19 protein-coding genes are annotated in these 17,759 nt (G+C 41.5%); 5 read left to right on the top strand and 14 right to left on the bottom strand.

The features are described from left to right. The first annotated feature begins 7 nt into the window (after positions 1 to 7). On the top strand, positions 8 to 385 hold the full coding sequence (locus tag FTU79_RS07935; protein ID WP_180011060.1) for a hypothetical protein: 378 nt from the start codon (positions 8 to 10) through the stop codon (positions 383 to 385). 106 nt (positions 386 to 491) lie between these two features. Next, a complete protein-coding gene (dnaJ, locus tag FTU79_RS07930; RefSeq protein ID WP_111885156.1) occupies positions 492 to 1,610 on the top strand; it encodes a molecular chaperone DnaJ in 1,119 nt (372 codons plus the stop codon). A gap of 84 nt (positions 1,611 to 1,694) precedes the next feature. Here the strand turns inward: dnaJ and FTU79_RS07925 are convergent, their stop codons facing one another. Beyond that, positions 1,695 to 3,338, bottom strand: coding sequence for a PglL family O-oligosaccharyltransferase (locus FTU79_RS07925; protein ID WP_180049565.1), 1,644 nt, complete (start codon positions 3,336 to 3,338; stop codon positions 1,695 to 1,697). A 198-nt stretch (positions 3,339 to 3,536) separates the two neighbouring features. On the opposite strand from FTU79_RS07925, the gene dapB reads away from it, so the two are divergent. After that, complete coding sequence (dapB, locus tag FTU79_RS07920) at positions 3,537 to 4,358, top strand: 4-hydroxy-tetrahydrodipicolinate reductase (RefSeq protein ID WP_078194102.1); 822 nt, start codon at positions 3,537 to 3,539, stop codon at positions 4,356 to 4,358. Between the two features lie 58 nt (positions 4,359 to 4,416). Further along, positions 4,417 to 5,061: an START domain-containing protein gene (locus FTU79_RS07915; protein ID WP_078191634.1), complete on the top strand. Its 645-nt coding sequence runs from the start codon at positions 4,417 to 4,419 to the stop codon at positions 5,059 to 5,061. A 41-nt stretch (positions 5,062 to 5,102) separates the two neighbouring features. On the opposite strand, the gene FTU79_RS07910 is transcribed toward FTU79_RS07915, so the two are convergent. The 13 genes from FTU79_RS07910 to FTU79_RS07850 form a co-directional block, all read right to left on the bottom strand. Next, a complete protein-coding gene (locus FTU79_RS07910) occupies positions 5,103 to 5,465 on the bottom strand; it encodes a hypothetical protein (protein WP_180049563.1) in 363 nt (120 codons plus the stop codon). A gap of 145 nt (positions 5,466 to 5,610) precedes the next feature. Beyond that, entirely contained in the window at positions 5,611 to 6,633 is a 1,023-nt protein-coding gene (locus tag FTU79_RS07905; protein ID WP_180049561.1) for an NAD(P)-dependent alcohol dehydrogenase, read from the bottom strand. 25 nt (positions 6,634 to 6,658) lie between these two features. Next, entirely contained in the window at positions 6,659 to 7,228 is a 570-nt protein-coding gene (locus FTU79_RS07900; RefSeq protein WP_180049559.1) for a DNA-3-methyladenine glycosylase I, read from the bottom strand. A gap of 19 nt (positions 7,229 to 7,247) precedes the next feature. Then, positions 7,248 to 7,493, bottom strand: a complete 246-nt coding sequence (locus tag FTU79_RS07895) for a hypothetical protein (protein ID WP_180003637.1) — start codon at positions 7,491 to 7,493, stop codon at positions 7,248 to 7,250. Between the two features lie 15 nt (positions 7,494 to 7,508). After that, complete coding sequence (locus tag FTU79_RS07890; RefSeq protein ID WP_180026235.1) at positions 7,509 to 8,015, bottom strand: M23 family metallopeptidase; 507 nt, start codon at positions 8,013 to 8,015, stop codon at positions 7,509 to 7,511. A gap of 85 nt (positions 8,016 to 8,100) precedes the next feature. Further along, the gene (mutY, locus tag FTU79_RS07885; protein WP_180049557.1) at positions 8,101 to 9,147 is read right to left on the bottom strand and encodes an A/G-specific adenine glycosylase; all 1,047 of its coding nucleotides are present in this window, start codon (positions 9,145 to 9,147) and stop codon (positions 8,101 to 8,103) included. A 153-nt stretch (positions 9,148 to 9,300) separates the two neighbouring features. Then, positions 9,301 to 9,660, bottom strand: a complete 360-nt coding sequence (locus FTU79_RS07880) for an HIT family protein (protein WP_078191628.1) — start codon at positions 9,658 to 9,660, stop codon at positions 9,301 to 9,303. A gap of 51 nt (positions 9,661 to 9,711) precedes the next feature. Then, positions 9,712 to 10,452, bottom strand: coding sequence for a dienelactone hydrolase family protein (locus tag FTU79_RS07875; RefSeq protein WP_168379440.1), 741 nt, complete (start codon positions 10,450 to 10,452; stop codon positions 9,712 to 9,714). 193 nt (positions 10,453 to 10,645) lie between these two features. Beyond that, positions 10,646 to 11,338 carry an FKBP-type peptidyl-prolyl cis-trans isomerase gene (locus FTU79_RS07870; RefSeq protein ID WP_180022944.1) on the bottom strand — a complete coding sequence of 231 codons (693 nt, stop codon included), beginning with the start codon at positions 11,336 to 11,338 and terminating at the stop codon, positions 10,646 to 10,648. Between the two features lie 54 nt (positions 11,339 to 11,392). Then, positions 11,393 to 12,106, bottom strand: coding sequence for an FKBP-type peptidyl-prolyl cis-trans isomerase (locus FTU79_RS07865; protein WP_078191625.1), 714 nt, complete (start codon positions 12,104 to 12,106; stop codon positions 11,393 to 11,395). A gap of 246 nt (positions 12,107 to 12,352) precedes the next feature. Further along, positions 12,353 to 14,545: a polysaccharide biosynthesis tyrosine autokinase gene (locus FTU79_RS07860; protein WP_180049555.1), complete on the bottom strand. Its 2,193-nt coding sequence runs from the start codon at positions 14,543 to 14,545 to the stop codon at positions 12,353 to 12,355. Positions 14,546 to 14,561: 16 nt separating this feature from the next. Continuing rightward, on the bottom strand, positions 14,562 to 14,990 hold the full coding sequence (locus tag FTU79_RS07855) for a low molecular weight protein-tyrosine-phosphatase (RefSeq protein WP_180049553.1): 429 nt from the start codon (positions 14,988 to 14,990) through the stop codon (positions 14,562 to 14,564). Then, positions 14,990 to 16,066 carry a polysaccharide biosynthesis/export family protein gene (locus tag FTU79_RS07850; RefSeq protein WP_218945431.1) on the bottom strand — a complete coding sequence of 359 codons (1,077 nt, stop codon included), beginning with the start codon at positions 16,064 to 16,066 and terminating at the stop codon, positions 14,990 to 14,992. The genes FTU79_RS07855 and FTU79_RS07850 overlap by 1 nt, the downstream gene beginning before the upstream one ends. Positions 16,067 to 16,470: 404 nt before the next feature. Here FTU79_RS07850 and tviB point away from each other — a divergent pair, with 404 nt between their 5' ends. Beyond that, the gene (gene tviB / locus FTU79_RS07845; RefSeq protein ID WP_180049551.1) at positions 16,471 to 17,748 is read left to right on the top strand and encodes a Vi polysaccharide biosynthesis UDP-N-acetylglucosamine C-6 dehydrogenase TviB; all 1,278 of its coding nucleotides are present in this window, start codon (positions 16,471 to 16,473) and stop codon (positions 17,746 to 17,748) included. Positions 17,749 to 17,759: the final 11 nt, after the last annotated feature.

The following is a 17,759-nucleotide window of genomic DNA, read 5'->3' as shown; positions in this document are numbered from 1 at the left end:
ATCACAGATGACAGCAGAGAGTTTAGCTAAGTATCGCCGTTATATTGCGATTTCTTATGTCTTCATGTTTTTCGCTTTATTTACCCTGATTAGTGGTGTATTTGCCTACGGCTTTGCACGCAAAGTAACTCAAATCGATTCTGCAGAAGTTTGGCTCCAAGCCCAAGCGCTTTGGGTCATGCGCACCGTCGTGATTTATTCCATGATGGCCATTTTTGCCGCACTGTGGTTTATTCCTTTATTTTTCTATTATTGGGACACCTATCTTTGGGTGACTGCATGCACGGTAATTGGTGTGATCTTTTCTGCGATTGCCTTTTTGTATCTATTAAATGCATGGATCCAAGGTCTATCCAAATTCGTTAAAAATAAGGCTGTTTTCTAAGTCGATTTATTTTTTTCCTGCCTACCCCTTGAAAAAATGGTTTGATTCCCCAATTTCAGACCACAGTTAAGTATTAAATTAAATTCCGTGAGGAGCATCGCCAGACATGGCTAAACGTGATTATTATGAGGTTTTAGGTGTATCTAAAACCGCAAGTGATGATGAAATTAAAAAAGCCTACCGTAAGTTGGCGATGAAGTATCACCCTGACCGTAATCCAGATAACCCAGAAGCTGAAGAAAAATTCAAAGAAGCTGCAGAAGCATATGAAGTTTTATCGGACAGCGAAAAACGTAGTATGTATGACCGTATGGGACATCAAGCTTTTGAAGGCGGCATGGGCGGCGGCGGTGGCTTCGGTGGCGGTTTTAGCGCAGAAGATATCTTTAGTCAGTTTGGTGACATATTCGGTGGCGCATTTGGCGGTGGTGGCCGTGGTGGTCAGCAACGTGCACGCCGTGGTTCAGACTTACGCTATGTTATGGAGCTTACCCTTGAGGAAGCTGTGAAGGGCGTGAAAAAAACCATTACCTTTACTGCGCCAGCGCCATGTGATGCCTGTGATGGTAAAGGATCTAAAAATCCAAACGACGTTGAAACCTGTAAAACTTGTCATGGTGCAGGTCAAGTGCGTATGCAACAGGGCTTCTTCTCTGTGCAGCAAACCTGTAGCACCTGTCGTGGTCAAGGTAAAATTATTAAGAACCCATGTAATAAATGTCATGGTTCAGGGGTTTCTGACCGTCAGCAAACTTTAGAAGTGACCATTCCTGCAGGTGTGGATAATGGCGACCGCGTACGTTTAAGTGGCAAAGGCGAGGCGATCCGTGATGGCCAAGCAGGCGACTTATATGTAGAAGTGGTGGTACGTGAACACGAAATCTTCCAACGTGATGGCGCTGACCTGTATATGGATGTGCCTGTAAGCATTGCAGATGCTGCATTGGGTAAAGAAATTCAAATTCCGACTCTCGATGGCCGTGTGAGCTTGAAAGTGCCTGAAGGAACTCAAACTGGCAAATTGTTCCGCTTACGTGGTAAAGGTGTGAAACCTGTACGTACCAGCATGACTGGTGACTTACTCTGCCGTATCGTGGTGGAAACGCCAGTGAATTTAACGGCTCGTCAACGTGAATTGTTAAAAGAGTTACAAGACACGATGGATGGCGATGACAATAAATCATCTCCGAAGAAAAAATCATTCTTCGACCGTTTATTTGATTAATTGATATGATTTGCTTGAGTTCGCTGTGATTTGAACTTAGCTATAAAAAAGCCTGCAAAATTGCAGGCTTTTTTAATGAGCGTTTTAAGGTTTCGGCTGTGCTATAGGTAGTAATAAACTCTCATAGCTCATGTCGAGCCTATAGATATTTTTAAGACGCTGTAGCTGATGACGTGCTTCAGCCTCACGACCATTAAAGGCCAATAAACGTGCATATTTAATGATGTGGTATTTCGCTGGATAGCTGCGAACCAATTTTTCAGTATCCTGAATGGTTTGTTCAGAAACGATGGAGTACGGATTTAAACGAATAATCGCCACCCGATGTCTAAATTCCGTCAGCAAATAGATCGGCTCATGATTAGTGATTTTCTCCGGTGTTTTTTCATATTTTGATGCCTGGCCCAGCTGAATCGCTGCATTAGCATAATCACGATAAATCACCGTAATCAGCACTGCACCAATCACGAAAACAATGCGGATAAACCATGGTGACAGACTCAATGTAGCCGTCTGTGGCTTCGCTGCTTGAAGAATCCCGATAATAAAACCCGCAGGCAGTAAGAAATATGCGTAGTTTTGCGGAAACTCCAACATGGCATGAATAATGAAGACACCGACCATCAATAGGCCAATCACAGATAATGCAGACTTGGCTAACTTTTGTAATTGGATGCCCCAATAGGCGAAATAGGTCAAGAACGGTACACCAATAATGGCGCCATTCCACAATAAGAAATCCAAAATAAAATTGTGTGAGCTACGAATCCATACAGGCCCTTGCACCGTGTCAGAGATCGAGACAAAAGCGCTACTAGTCTGATGCCAACCATAGCCAAACCAAGGCTGTGCAGCTACGGCATGCGCCATTTGTTGCCAAATGGCTAAACGAGACATATCTCCACCAGCACGTTTGACTACGTCACGACTTTCTTGAATATTCATGTCGGATATTTGGCTCATGATTTGACTTAATTTTGGCATCAATACAATCAGTGCCACAAAGCCGATAAACCAGGCCAAGCTGTAAAACCAGCGAAGACGGATATAATCTTTGTACTGTGCATAAGCCAAATAGACTAGGACACAGATACTTGCCACCCAAGAGGTGCGAGATTGGCTGAGCGCGACCCCAATTAAAATAGGAATTGCACAAGTGACCAAATAGCGGGTTTTAACTTTTTGCTGTTCATAAACATATAAGCAGGCTAACAAGGACATGAGCAGAAACGTGGCCATGTTATTTGGCTGAGCAAAGTTTGCAAATGGGCGCGTAGTTCCACTAATTTTCATCACAAAAGGAAGAAACGAGTCGAAATCTAACCACTGACATATTGCGATGAGCCCTGTCATGACCCCAGATGCAACAAAGGTATAGCTCAGGTATAGGAAGGTTTTTTCGCGTTTTTCCGTACCTTGTGAGAGGCTAAAACCAAGATTGATACACAGCCAGAAGCTGAACACAAACAGCATACAGAGTAAGGCAATACTAAAATAATACACCTGCCCAAAAGCCAGTTGCACAAAGGGAATCAACGCTAAGAGCAACAGGGGCAAGGAAATTTTTGCCACCATGAGCTTTTCTTTAAAGAACGTTGCCGCTAAGGCAAATAGGGCAAAGAAGGTGTAAAGCTCACCGGTATACGTGGCCCAAGGTCGGTAATGAATCGGAATCAGCCATGCCAGTGCAATACAAACTGCCGCACAAAGATACAATAGGGTTTTCATGAATATTCAAGATCAATAGAACGCGCCTATCATACCGTGAAAATGCCTAGACTTGGTGAGGGAATAGTCAGCGTCTGTCGTAGAAGTTGATTTGCACAATGACTTCAGAAAATGCAGGATTTTTTTGTTTGTAACTTAGCCTGCGCATGGAGTTTTGATATAGTAAGACCAATTTCGAATCAACATTAGGAAAATGTTATGTCAGCAGCTCCACGTATTGGTATCTTGGGCGCAGGCGGTCGTATGGGACGCATCTTAATTCAGGCGGTTCAGCAAGCTGGTTATCAATTGGCTGCTGCGGTAGAACGTCCTGAAAGTAGCTTGGTCGGTGCAGATGCCGGTGAACTTGCAGGGATTGGCGCGGTTGGCGTAAAGGTTGTCGGTAACCTTGCTGAGGTTTTAAAAGATTGTGATGTCGTGATCGACTTTACTGCACCTGCAGCAACGGCACAGCATCTTAAACTTTGCCGTGAAGCAGGCGTTGCGATTGTCATTGGTACCACAGGTATGAATGATGAGCAAAAAGCTTATCTCGATGAAACAGCAACAGAAACCCCAGTAGTCTATGCAGCGAACTATTCTGTCGGTGTAAACGTTTCAATCAAACTTCTTGAATTGGCATCAAAAGTGTTTGGCGATACTGTGGATATTGAAGTGATTGAAGCCCATCATCGTCATAAAGTTGATGCACCATCAGGTACAGCGCTAATGTGGGGCGAAGCCATTGCCGGTGCTTTAGGACGTGACTTAAAACAAGATGCTGTGTATTGCCGTGAAGGTCATACGGGTCCACGTGAACGTCAAACCATTGGCTTCCAAACGATTCGTGGTGGTGACATTGTGGGTGAACATACTGCGATGTTTATTGCGGATGGCGAACGTGTTGAAATTACCCATAAAGCGACCAACCGTATGAACTTTGCCTCTGGTGCAGTACGTGCAGCTGCATGGGTAGTTGGTCGTGAAGCACGTAAGTACGATATGAAAGATGTACTGGGTTTTAACGATATTGACGTATAAAAGCGCGTTAAAATCCGTTATAACAACAGCATAAAATTAAAATAAGACGATCAATGGAATGAAAAAAGTCATCTTTATGGCCTGTGCTGTCGCATTCACTGCGGCAGTACAAGCGAAAACTATGGATAATGCCAAACTCACGATTAATAAAAATAATATTAAAGTTTGGACCTACCAAAATGCTCAAAATCCTGTCTTTCAATACAAAGCTGAAACCAGTTTTGATGTGCCCATTGAAAAAGCGGTTTCCCTGATTTTAGATGTGGAAAATGCAGTGAATTGGGTCCCTTATATGGGCAGTGTCAAAGTATTATCCCGTGATGACCAGAAAGGCGAATTCAGTTTATATATGGTGCTGGATTTTCCATTTCCCTTGAAAGACCGTGATTTGGTGGTACAAGGCAAAATGCGTAAAGATGCACAAGGCATCATTAGCATCCAAAATAAAGCGGTGAAAAAAGGTTATCCGATTAATCCCAATTATGTACGCCTCACTGATTATGAGGGCGATTGGACCTTCCAGCGTTTAGGCAATCAAAAAGTCAAAGTGTCGACCTATGGCTATGCCAATCCGGAAGGTTCCATTCCGCTCAGTTTCGTGAATATGTTCGTGCAGCAACAGCCTTATCAAATGCTACAAAAAATGAAAGTGCAGTTGGGCAAAAGTAAAACTGCAACGGCATTTCCCGAAATTTTAAAATAAGCAGCAGTAATGATTCAGTTCAATATGAACGATCAATGACTTTACTGATCAGGCAGACGAAAAGCAGTCAACTGCTGCATGTGCTGTGCTTCTGGAAGTTCGATACTGAGTAAGGTCTGTTCTGGAAATGGATGCGGATGTAACTTGATTTGAAATTGCCGCGCGGTCATTTGTTCACAGGCAAAGCGAAGTTTGGCTTGCTGCGGCATCATATTCATGCCGTTTTCAGATTTGGCTTTATAAATATATAGCGTCTGATGTAACCCGCCGCTGGTGATCGGTTGGATCTGCTCAAGTTCATATTGCGTCAGTTTTTGGGCACTCAAAAAACTTTGAATTAAAGATTTACAGATAAAATTTTGCTGGCTTTGAGCTTGAGTGTGCTGTTCGGGTTGGCACGCCATAAGCGTGAGTGTACTGATGATGATTAGACCCGCTCGAAGCTGCGTAAGGAATGCATAAATACAAACACCGTCTAATTTTGATGAGTGTATAAAGGGCAGAAGAAAGCCTGCATGCAGCAGGCTTTTGGGGCTTAGATTTTTAGCGTTAAAAATCAGCTTTCAGCACAATTCGATAACGAACATTTCCTGAATGCAAACGTTCAATCGCTTCATTCACCTGAGACATTGGATACATTTCAATTTGTGGTGCAATATTTTGACGTGCAGCGAATCGAAGTAATTCACGCAGTGCTGCAGGAGAGCCTGTTGATGAGCCAGTGACAGATTTAGCACCGCTGATCAACATTCCTGCAGGGATTTGCATCGGCTCAAGTGCTAGGCCGAGCATGTGAACGCTTCCATTCGGTGCCAAAGTTGAAAGATAGGCTTGCCAATCCAACGTCACATTGACCGTGCTTAAAATTAAATTGAACTTACCACGTTGTGCTTTAATCGCGGCAAGATCACGACTATTCACCACATGGTCAGCCCCCATAGCTTTAAGTTCATCGGTTTTATCTAAGTTTGAGCTGAATGCGGTAATTTCACAGCCCCAAGCTTTGAGCAATTTAATCGCCATATGACCTAAACCACCAATGCCGATCACGGCAACATGGTGAATGGCCTGAATTTGGTGCTGTAATATGGGATCAAATACCGTAATCCCGCCGCAGAGTAGAGGACCAGCACTGGTTGGATCGAGATCATCTGGAAGGGGAATAACCCATTGCCAGCCCGCACGGACTTTGTTGGCAAAGCCACCCGCATGACCGACGATTGTCGCCGTCTTGGTTCCAGTACATTGCACTTGGCGACCATCGATACATGGGTCACAGTGTTGACAACTTTCTGCTGTCCAGCCTATGCCCACACGTTGTCCGATTTTCAGTCCTTTGGCTTCGCTGCCGAGTTGGGTAATGGTTCCAATCACTTCATGCCCTGGGACCACAGGATAAACCGAAGATTTCCAATCATTTTGGATAATAGAAATATCTGAGTGACAAAGACCGCAATACTCGACTTTGACTTCAACCTGATGGGCTTGTAATTCACCTGCATCAAATTGGTAGGGAACAAGGGCTTCACCACTGTTCATTGCTGCATAGGCGTGGATCGTGTTGTTACTCATTATTCTATCCTTTCTGTTTTTGAGGTCATTCTTCGTGCGTGTATTTAAAGTCACAGTGATTTTCATGATCATTGACCATGCCGATGGCTTGCATCAGAGCATAGCAAGTCGTCGGGCCGACAAATTTAAAGCCATGCTTTTTTAATGCTTTGGACATGGCCTGACTTTGAGCGGTTTGTGCAGGGGCGCTGCGATATTCAACTACATCATTATTGGCAATTTGACCTTCGACAAAACTCCAAAGAAATTCCACCGGATGAATCCCTTGGGCTTTTAACTGTTGCCATGCTTTTGCATTATCTCGAATGGCAGTGAGTTTGCCGATATGACGAATCAAACCTGAATCTTGTAATTTTTCTTGTAATTGTAGGTCACTCAACGCTGCAATTTTGGCAATGGGATATTGAAAAAAATGCTGCTGATAGCAGGCCCGCTTTTTCAGCACAGTGATCCAAGACAGCCCCGCTTGTTGTCCTTCAAGACATAGCATTTCAAAGAGATGCTGCTCATCAAAACTAGGTTTAGCCCACTCAGTGTCGTGGTAGGCAATATATAAAGGATCTTCGGAGCACCAAGCACAGCGTTGTATCGTCATGTTGAATGCTCCTTTTGACTTAAATTTTAAAAGCTGTCCATTGGTCGTTTTTATTGTCCCAATACAACAGTTCCGCTTGATCGAGATCGGCAAATTGAATCCATACATCTTTACCTGATTTGTCTGCGTAGCCGGTGCTGATGAGTAATGCTTCTTCAGTGATCTCCATGATCCAGCCCTGATAAGACTGTCCATTGAGGCTGATTTTTTGTTGATTACCAGATTCTGCAAATTCCACCAGACGATTGATCAACGCTTCTGACATGTATGTTTCCTAAAATTAACGTAAATACGGATAGGGGTTAACGGCATTGCGACCTTTACCACCCAAGTAAATGCCATAATGCAAATGTGGTGCAGTATGTCGAGCATTGCCAGTATTACCTACATAGCCAATGACATCACCTTTTTTGACATAGTCGCCGACATTTAAGCCACGTTTATGACCATCAAGATGCGCATAATAATGCCAAGAACCTGCGGGCCCCATAATCCATATCACTTTACCACCCAAATTGTTATTACGTAAGTCAGCAACTAAACCTTCTGTAGCACTGAGAACTTTTGTTCCACGTGGAACAATAATATCAATGCCTTCGTGGCTTCGTCCTTGGCTACGCGCTGCGCCCCAAGTATCCTTGAGCGCACTTCGTTTGACTTGATGAACAGGAACAGGCAATTGATTGGATAAACGCATGTTTTGTAATTTTTTCACTTCATGAGCAGGCAATGTACTACCAGATGGTTTGGGGGGAGTTGACGTACAGGCGCTGAGTAAAAGCAACATAAAACCAATACCGCCGAACAACCCTCTGCGAAGCAAAAACTCTTGAGTCACATTTGTCCCTATTCAATTGATGAGCAGTCCAAAACTATGGCATAGAATGGCTTTCGAGTTCTAGCGTAGAAATGAGTTTTTTCATGGCGGTTGGAATACCGAGTGCAGTGGCTTGTATCGGGCTAAACCACTGTCCGTTGCATTCAATCGCTAAATGCTCTTTTTGATCGGCAGCAACAGTAAATACAGTAGCTTCTAAAAGCCAAGTGAAGTGGGTAAAACTATGCGATATTTGCACTTGAGTAGTGGTAGGTTTCAGTCCAAGCTGCTGAGTGTAGGATTGAAACTCATGGGGTTGATCAAAAATAGGTAAACACCACAGACCACCCCATAGACCGCTATTCGGACGTTGTATCCACAACCATTCTCCTGCAGATTGAATCAGCATGACTTGGGCCTCTCTCACTGGAACAGGCTTTTTAGGCTTTTTATAAGGTAATTCAGTTTCTAAACCCTGAGCATGTGCTTTGCAGTGCTGCTGCATAGGACAATATAAACAGAGCGGCTTTTTCGGCGTGCAAACGGTTGCACCAAGATCCATAATCGCTTGGGTATAATCGTGGTTGCGTTCAGTGGGGCAGAGCTCTGTCGCCAGTTGCCACATGGCCCGTTCATGTACAGGTTTCGATAAATCATCTTCTATAGCAAAGAAACGAGACAATACTCGTTTGACGTTGCCGTCCATAATCACGCCATATTGTCTTAAACCCAAAGACATCAGCGCACCTGCGGTAGACGGGCCGATGCCTGGTAGTTCCATCCACTGCTCAAGATTGATTGGAAAATGTCCCTGACGTGCAACAATACCCGCGGCTTTGTGTAAGTTCCGAGCCCGTGCATAGTAGCCTAAGCCAGCCCAATAGGGCGCCACATCATCCCAAGAGGCATGGCCTAAATCTTCAACAGTCGGAAACCGTTGAATAAATCGATCAAAATATTGTAAGACGGTTTTGACTTGAGTCTGTTGTAGCATAATTTCTGAAACCCATACTTTGTAAGGGTCATCCTTCACTTGCCACGGTAAGTCATGACGACCATGGACATCAAACCAGTCGATAAGGGCATCAGAAAAGTTAAACATGCAATACAGTCAAAATTGAAAAAACCTGCCTAGTATACATCTTTCAATAGGCATTCTTTTTGTTCAAAACGAAATCTGTATATCAGGGGAAATGCAAAAATAGCGGCTATCAAAAAAGGAGCCGAAGCTCCTTAGTGAGTGTAAATTTAAAGTTTAGCTTTTAAAGCCCCAGCGGGTATCAAGCGCCAATGTTTGGTTTTCATAACGTGGAATAATGTGAATATGCACATGTTCAGTGGCTTCGCCAAAAACTTGTCCATCATTAAACCCAATATGAAAGCCAGTGGGTTGATAGCGTAAATTTAATTCATTACGCGCTTGTTCAAGTAAGGACATTAAACTTTTACGTTCTTTATCAGTAATTTCAAAAAATGAACCAACATGACGTAGCGGGACAATGACAGCATGCCCTTTAGACAGTGTATGTGGTTCAGGAAGTACAACACCAAAATCATTTTTTGCAATAACGTCATATTCGTCAAAATTGCAATATGGACAATTGAGTTCTGTCATTGTGCTCTCCTCATTTTTATAAATTAAATATTGGTAGTGGTTCTTATGGCTTTAAGAACCAAGCTGGCGTGCTAACAAGGCATACATGGCCGCTAAGCTTTGTTGTTCTGCAGCAGCGTTATAAGCTAAATCTACGCCGTTGGCTTTGGCACGTTCATCCGCCATCGGGTTGCTAAAGCCGTGTTTTGCGCCTTCAAAAATATTGATTTGATACTGCACTTGGGCAGCATCCATTTCATTTCTAAAGGTCGCAACATCATCTAAGCTCACCATCGAGTCGAGCTCACCATGTTGCACTAAAATCTCTGCTTGGACTTGTCCTGTTTGTGCAGGAGTCGCTGTAGCAAGTGTTGCATGGAAGGTCACCACAGCTTTTAATGCAGCACCTGAACGAGCTAAATCCAGCACGACTTTTCCGCCATAGCAAAAGCCTATAGCTGCGAGTTTATCTGCATTTACTTCTTTTTGCTGTGCCAAAGTGTTTAATGCAGCAGACGCACGGGTCACAATGGTGTCGGCATGATCAAAAGTCTGCATCATCCATTCATAAGCTTGCTTGGCATCTGTGGTGACTTTTTTGTCACCATACATATCCAAAGCGAAAGCAGCATAGCCTTGTTCAGCCAATTCGCGCGCACGTTGTTCGGTATATTCATTGCGTCCCCACCATTCCGGGGCAACTAACACACCTGCGACTGCAGTGTCTGACTCTGGTGCGGCAAAATAGCCAAAAAGTTGAGTTCCATCAGCTGCTGTATATTGAATTTCGCGAGTCTTAATTTTAACGGTCATGGTCAAATCCTTATGTGCGGCTACGCAGTTGATGAAGACTTAAGATAAAGGGAAATTGGTTTTTGTGAAATAAATATAAGATATCAATGTGAATTTTAAGTCAAATCAATCAAAAAAATTGTAAAAGAAAATAATGGAAAGAAGAAATATTGAGGAGCACCGAGATTTGTCGATGCTCCTAAAGAGAGTATTGTTATTTCGGGAGAACTTCAATGAGCTCTACATCAAAAATCAGCGTGCTATTTGGCTCAATGACGTCTGCTGAACCAATTTGACCATAGCCCAAATTGGCAGGAATGAAGAAGCGATATTTTGCACCTTCTTTCATCAACTGTAGACCTTCTGTCCAACCCTGAATGACTTGACTCACTTGGAACATCGCAGGTTGGTTGCGTGCAATTGAACTATCAAAAACAGTACCATCAATTAAGCGACCTTCATAGTGAACTTTCACTGTTGAATTTGCTTTGGGTGACTTACCTTTGCCAGCTTGAATGACTTGATACTGCAGGCCAGATTTCGTGACCTGAATGCCCGGTTTTTTGGCATTTTCAGCAAGGAAAGCGGCACCAATGGTGGCATTCGCATCCGCTTTTTGCTTCAGTTCAATCAGTTGTTTCGCTTCGGTTTGCTTTTTATATTGGGTTAAGGCACGGGTCATTTCTTCATCTGTTAATGACGAAGCTTGACCTTTAGAAGCTGCCTTTAAACCTGCAACAAATGCATCAATATCCAAATCCTTAATGGATTCAGCATTACTGCGTCCCATTAAATAACCAAAACTATAACCCACTTGTTCTGCAGCACTACTTTTATTACTGACATCTTTGGCAAATACAGTGCTTGAGCAGAATGCCAAACACAACATACTGATCTGTAATTTCATGACCGAGTCTCAAAATAAAGCAGGAGAGCGAAAAGCTCTCCTGTACCGGTTTTATTATTTAACTTCAATGAGTTCTACATCAAAAATTAAAGTACTGTTCGGTGGAATCGTTCCCGGAACACCTTGAGCACCATAACCTAGGTTTGAGGGAATATATAAAGTAGCTTTGCCACCTTCCTTCATTAACTGCAGACCTTCAGTCCAACCCGGAATTACTTGGTTCAACGGAAATTCAATTGGCTCGCCGCGCTGTACTGAACTATCAAATACTGTGCCATCCACTAACTTACCTGTGTAGTGAACTTTAACAACTGATGTGGCTTGCGGTTGTTTACCTGTACCTTCTTTCGTTGTTAGGTACTGTAAACCAGAAGCAGTGGTTTTAACCCCAGCTTTGCTTTTATTTTCTGTTAAGAAATTATCGCTGCTACTTTGTGCTTGCTTATTGCTTTCGAGCTGCTTATTTTGCATTTCTTGTTGGAACTCAGCATATGCTTTTTGTAATTCTTCTTCAGTATATGCAGGTTTTGCACGAGCATGGCCTGCACGAACGCCAGTGACAAAGCTATCAATATCTAATTCTGGAGGCGTTTGATGGGCAACTTCATAACCAAGGGCATAACTTATTTTAGCGACAGCAGAAGCATTGGCAGCTGGTTGAGTTGATGTTGCTGATTGCGTAGCAGGTGTTTTAGTTGCATAGTAAACAGGAACAAGTGCGGCACCGCCGAGTAATACAGCGACAGCGATAGGTAGGGCCTTACTCATATATTTTCCCACAATTATTTTATATGTAAAAAGTTGCTGAAATTCTAGCAGACTTTTCCTGTTCAGCGCTTACCTATCTCTACGATTAGGTAAGGTGCAGGAAAGATCATCATAGTCATGTTCTTATTTTTATACTATAACGGTATGAATATATAAAACATTTTTTATACAGAAAGTGGCATGCAACATAAATTTTGCACATAAAAAAAGCCACCGTATTCGGTGGCTTTTTTGAATAGGCTTGAATTAGTCTTGGTCTTTTGAAGCTTTATAACCATAAGAATAGTTATAGCCATAACCATAACCATAACCAGCTGAGCTACGTTGAATGTCGTTTAGAATAATACCATTGACCTTCACACCCACTTGTTCAAAGCGGTTCACGGTTAACTCTAGTTCTTTCAACTGAGTTTTCGCATAACGAGCAATCACCAAATTCACACCAGCATATTGCGAAATAATGATACCGTCTGTCACAGCAAGTACAGGAGGCGTATCAATGATCACATGATCAAACATCGGTGAAATCAACTCTAAGAATTCTTTGAATTTACCAGAACTTAAAAGCTCAGATGGGTTAGAAGGGCTCTTACCGCGAGTAATCACACTTAAATTTGGAATTTCAGTGGTTTTAATGATGCTGTCTAGATCACGCTGACCATTTAAATACTCAGAAAGACCTGGTTGGTTGTCATGATTGAAGTATTTGTTTAAATAACCACGACGTAAATCGGCATCAACAATTAAAACGCGTTTATCACTTTGCGCAAGAATCGTAGCTAAATTGGTTGAAATAAACGATTTACCGACTTCTGGTGCAGGCCCCGAAATCATGATCAGGTTATTTTTTGCAGATGTCAGTGCAAAGTGAATGGCAGTACGCATACTGCGCAAGCTTTCAATTGCAATATCATCGCTATTTTTAACTGCAAGTACAGGAATGGTCTTTTTCTTCTTCAGTAACTTGATGCGACTTTCTTGAACAGGTGAGCGGGGCACAGTGGCATAAACAGGAAGATCCAGATTGTTTTCAATTTCTGATGAATCTTTGATCCCTGAGCGCAACATGTTACGAAACAACGCAAGTAATGTACCGAGGAAACCACCGAGGAAAATTGAAAGTATCAAGATTTGTAGTTTTTTCGGCGCAATCGGTTCAATCGGCTCTACAGCAGTATCCACAATACGGACATTACCAATTTCACCAGCTTTGGCAATACGAAGCTGTTGGTAAGAATTCAACAACGCTGTATAAAGTTGTTGTTTTACTTCAACTTCACGGTATAGCTGTAAATAACGACGTTGTAAGTCTGGTAATTTTTTTAAGGTGGTATTTAGTTCACCAATTTTGCTATTGATTGCACCCAATTGAGCATTCATTTGTTGCATCACGGGATGTTCACTGGTGTACTTCGCAGAAGCTTCGGCAACTTTTTGCTCTAATTCAGCTTTTTGAGTTTCAAGAGTGACGCTTTGAGTTAAATATAGCTCAGATTCTTTAGTCACATCGACGGTATTAAACTCTTGACGGAATTTGTTAAATTCACGTTCTGCGACATCAAGCTGTTGTTTTAGCTCAGGGAGTTGTTCGTCCAGGAATTTTAAAGTTTGTGCACTTTCAGCAGAGCGTCTTTCAATATTTTGATGACTGTATGCTGCTAAAATGGCATTTAGAACCTGAGTAATATGTTCTTTATCTTGGCCTTGATAGTTAAGGCCAAGCACGCCCGTCATTTTACCTTTTTCAGCAACAGAGTAATTTGCCAAAATACTGTCAACTGCGGCAGGTAGAGACTGCTTTTGAATTAAATAGTCGTCTTTGAGTTGATCTTTGCTATAAATTGAGATTTCCCAAAGGCCTTCTGCTGTACGTAAAGAATTTTTTTGGTTCAATGGTGCTGTTAAAATTGTTTGTTCAGCCTGAAGATCAATCAAAGAAAATTTATTTTCTTGAAGCTGTAGGCCAAGATCCTTGTCGCGATAGAGTGCGGGGATATTAAATTGGCGGATTTCAAAACTTTTTTCATTATCTTTGAAAACCACAGATTTATTTTTATATTCGGTGGCATATTTATGAGCTGAAATTAATCGGTCAGTAAAGGAATTTTCAGTACCTGAAATTTTTAGATCGAGATGTAAGTTTTGAATCACGGTACCGAGAACTAAGCGCGATTTAAGAATCTCAATTTCTGCTTGGGCTGGTTGTTTTTGATCAATCATATTAGAAAGATCACCCAATAGTGCAGCTGAAGCCCCTTTACTTTCTTCAACTTGTACTAAAGCATTGACTGCATAAGTATCTGGTGTTGCTCTTAAATAAAGTAAGGCACAAACGAGGCTTAAAATCACACATAGAGCAATTAACTTCCACTGTGCAATCAGAGAGAAAAATAATTCTTTTAAATCAATTGTATCTTCTGTATTGGTATTTTGGCTCATAATCGTACATCAAAAGTTAAATTTGTTTAGTCCAATCTGCAACGCAAGATTGGATCAGTTCTGAGGTTTGGTCAAAAAAGGCTTGATCATGTTGGTAAGGATCGGGCACATTTTTACCTTGCCAATGTCCTAAACGAAAAGTCTTTCCCTTTGCAAATGGCCATGTTTGTTCAATATGCTTTTGTTGATTTGAACTCATGACCAAAATTAAATCTGATTTTTTGATCAGTTCGGCATTTAATTTTTGGGCAATATGGCGACTCATATCGATGCCAATTTTTTGCATACAGTATTGGGCTTTATCATCTGCTGCATGTCCAATCATGCCTGAGATTCCCGCTGAATAAATATTCAGATCGGGATGATTCTTTTTCAGAAGATATTCTGCCATAGGACTTCGGCAAATATTACCTACACACACCACCAGAATATTTTTAAATAACATTATTGACCCATTCTGTCGATGTTATAGATCATATTTGAGAAAGGAATCACCTGATTGATCACACGCTGCCAACGTGCCAAGCCAGATGCATCGACATACACAATATCGTTGCTACGCATTTTGAACTGGTTTGCGAGTCCAAAGTCACCAATACTGGTTAAATCCAAATGATAAATTTCGGTCATTGGGCTATTCATATCACTACGTACTACGTAGATTTTACCTCGACTTGCAGAAAGCGAGTTTACCCCAAGACTTTCTCCGAGGACATCACTGAGACTCATTCCTTGATCACGCATTGGTAGGGATTGATTTTTACCAGATTCACCCATTACATAAATTTTCTGATTTTCGCGTGAATTGACATAAATTGTATCGTTAGGCTGTATGAGTAGATTATGTAGTGAATAGCCTGCCTTTTCTAACTGGATACTATTTAAGTTATAAGTTTGACCTTGGCGCACTAATGTAATCGATGTATTGTCACCCAATTGCGTATTCACGCCGCCAGCAAGACCAAGTGCGGTATACACGCTAGTAGGTTGATCCGTTAAATTAAATTGACCGCCTTTCATTACATTACCTTGGACAGAGTAACGTTGTCCTTGGTAGGAAAGTACGCGAACAATCACATCTGGGGTTTTTAAGTAACGAGCAAGTTGGCTGCGTAATTCCTGATTGACTTGTGTCAGCGATTTTCCTGCAGCTTTATATCGGCCAATAATTGGAAATTGGATATAGCCACTTTGATCAATTTGGTAGCCATTAGAAATAATGGCATCTTGATTGTTAATTGTATTTGTGGGTGGTGTAATTTCAGGGTATGCCCATAAATAAATAGATAAAATATCACCTGAGTTTAGGCGATAACTTTTTTGTTGTTGATTGAATAGATGGGCAAAATTTTGCTGATTTACTTGGGCGGGTTGAACAGCAACTAAATTTTCTTGAGTTAGTTTAATAACATTGACTGTCGAGCCTAAATCAGTCTGAAATGTGCCTTCTTTAGGAAGGTCATAGGTTTGTAAGCCTGAAGTAATGGCACAACCCGTCATACTTAGACTCAAAGCTAACATACAGCTATAACGATAGTAACTCACTCGAATACAAATCCTATTTATAAAATATTTGAATCATTGAATTGAAATACGGGTTTAAGTACCCAAATTACTCATTTTAGAATGTTAAGTTTATACTATTCACCTTGTAGAATATAGTTTTACATTTGTTTTAAATCGTAAGTTTAATCAACACTTGTATGGATGAATATCTTTTTAAAGATCTAGTTGTTATTTGAATTTTTTTAAATATGCAATGTTGGTTTTATAGGGTGAATTGTTTAATCCAATAAATTTTTTTGATTAAAATTACAGTCGTCATAGAACATCATTACACAATCGAAATTTGATTTTCTGATATAATTTAGCGCTATTTACAACATAACGATGATTGATGATTCATCGATGACATAGGCTTCAGTATGTTACAACTCTCCGAATTAAAAATTGCCATAATCGGATTAGGTTATGTCGGTTTACCGCTAGCTGTTGAGTTTGGAAAAAAAGTTCCCGTGGTGGGCTTTGATATTCATCAGAAGCGTATTGATGAATTGCGTAGCGGACGTGATCATACCTTAGAAGTTTCTCCTGAAGAATTAGCACAATCAGCTCAATTAAGTTACAGCGCAAATTTAGAAGACTTAAATGACTGTAATTTTTTTATTGTTACTGTTCCAACCCCGATTGATGAATATAAACAACCAGATTTAACCCCATTGGTGAAAGCTTCAGAAAGCATTGCAAAAGTGTTGAAAAAAGGTGATGTGGTTGTCTACGAGTCAACAGTTTATCCGGGTGCAACCGAAGAAGTTTGTATCCCTGTTTTAGAGAAAAATTCAGGCTTAACCTTCAATCAAGATTTTTATGCAGGTTATAGCCCTGAGCGTATTAACCCAGGCGATAAACTGCACCGTGTGACGAATATTTTAAAAATCACCTCGGGTTCTACGCCTGAAGTCGCTGATTATGTTGATGCAGTTTATAACCTGATTATTGAAGCAGGCACACACAAAGCAGCAAGTATTAAAGTTGCAGAAGCGGCGAAGGTGATTGAAAACACACAGCGTGATGTGAATATAGCTTTAATTAATGAATTGGCGTTGATTTTCAATAAAATGGGCATTGATACTGAAGCGGTGCTGCAAGCAGCAGGTACGAAATGGAATTTCTTACCCTTCCGTCCGGGTCTTGTGGGCGGTCACTGTATCGGGGTTGATCCGTATTACTTAACCCATAAAGCGCAAGCGATTGGCTATAACCCAGAAATTATTTTAGCGGGCCGCCGTCTCAATGACGGTATGGGCGCATATGTGGTGATGCAGCTTGTTAAAGCGATGCTAAAAAAACGCATTCAAGTAGAAGATGCCAAAGTCCTCATTTTAGGCTTAAGCTTTAAAGAAAATTGCCCTGATATCCGTAATACCCGCATCATTGATATTGTGAATGAATTGAAAGAATATCATATTGATGCTGATGTCTATGATCCTTGGGTCGATGGCGCTGAGGCTGAACATGAGTACGGTATTAGCCCTGTGCAGGCACTGGAAAATGGCAAATATGATGCAGTAATTTTAGCGGTTGCGCATCACCAGTTTAAAGACATGGGTGTGGAGGCGATCCGTGCTTTGGGTAAAGCTGATCATGTGTTGTATGACTTGAAATATGTGTTATCTCAAGCCGAATCTGATCTTCGTTTGTAAGAGGGCCATAC

This window comes from Acinetobacter sp. YH12144, from assembly GCF_013418345.1.
Classification (GTDB): domain Bacteria; phylum Pseudomonadota; class Gammaproteobacteria; order Pseudomonadales; family Moraxellaceae; genus Acinetobacter; species Acinetobacter amyesii.
Note: the sequence above shows the minus strand (reverse complement) of the source record. Positions and strands in the feature narration are given on the sequence as shown.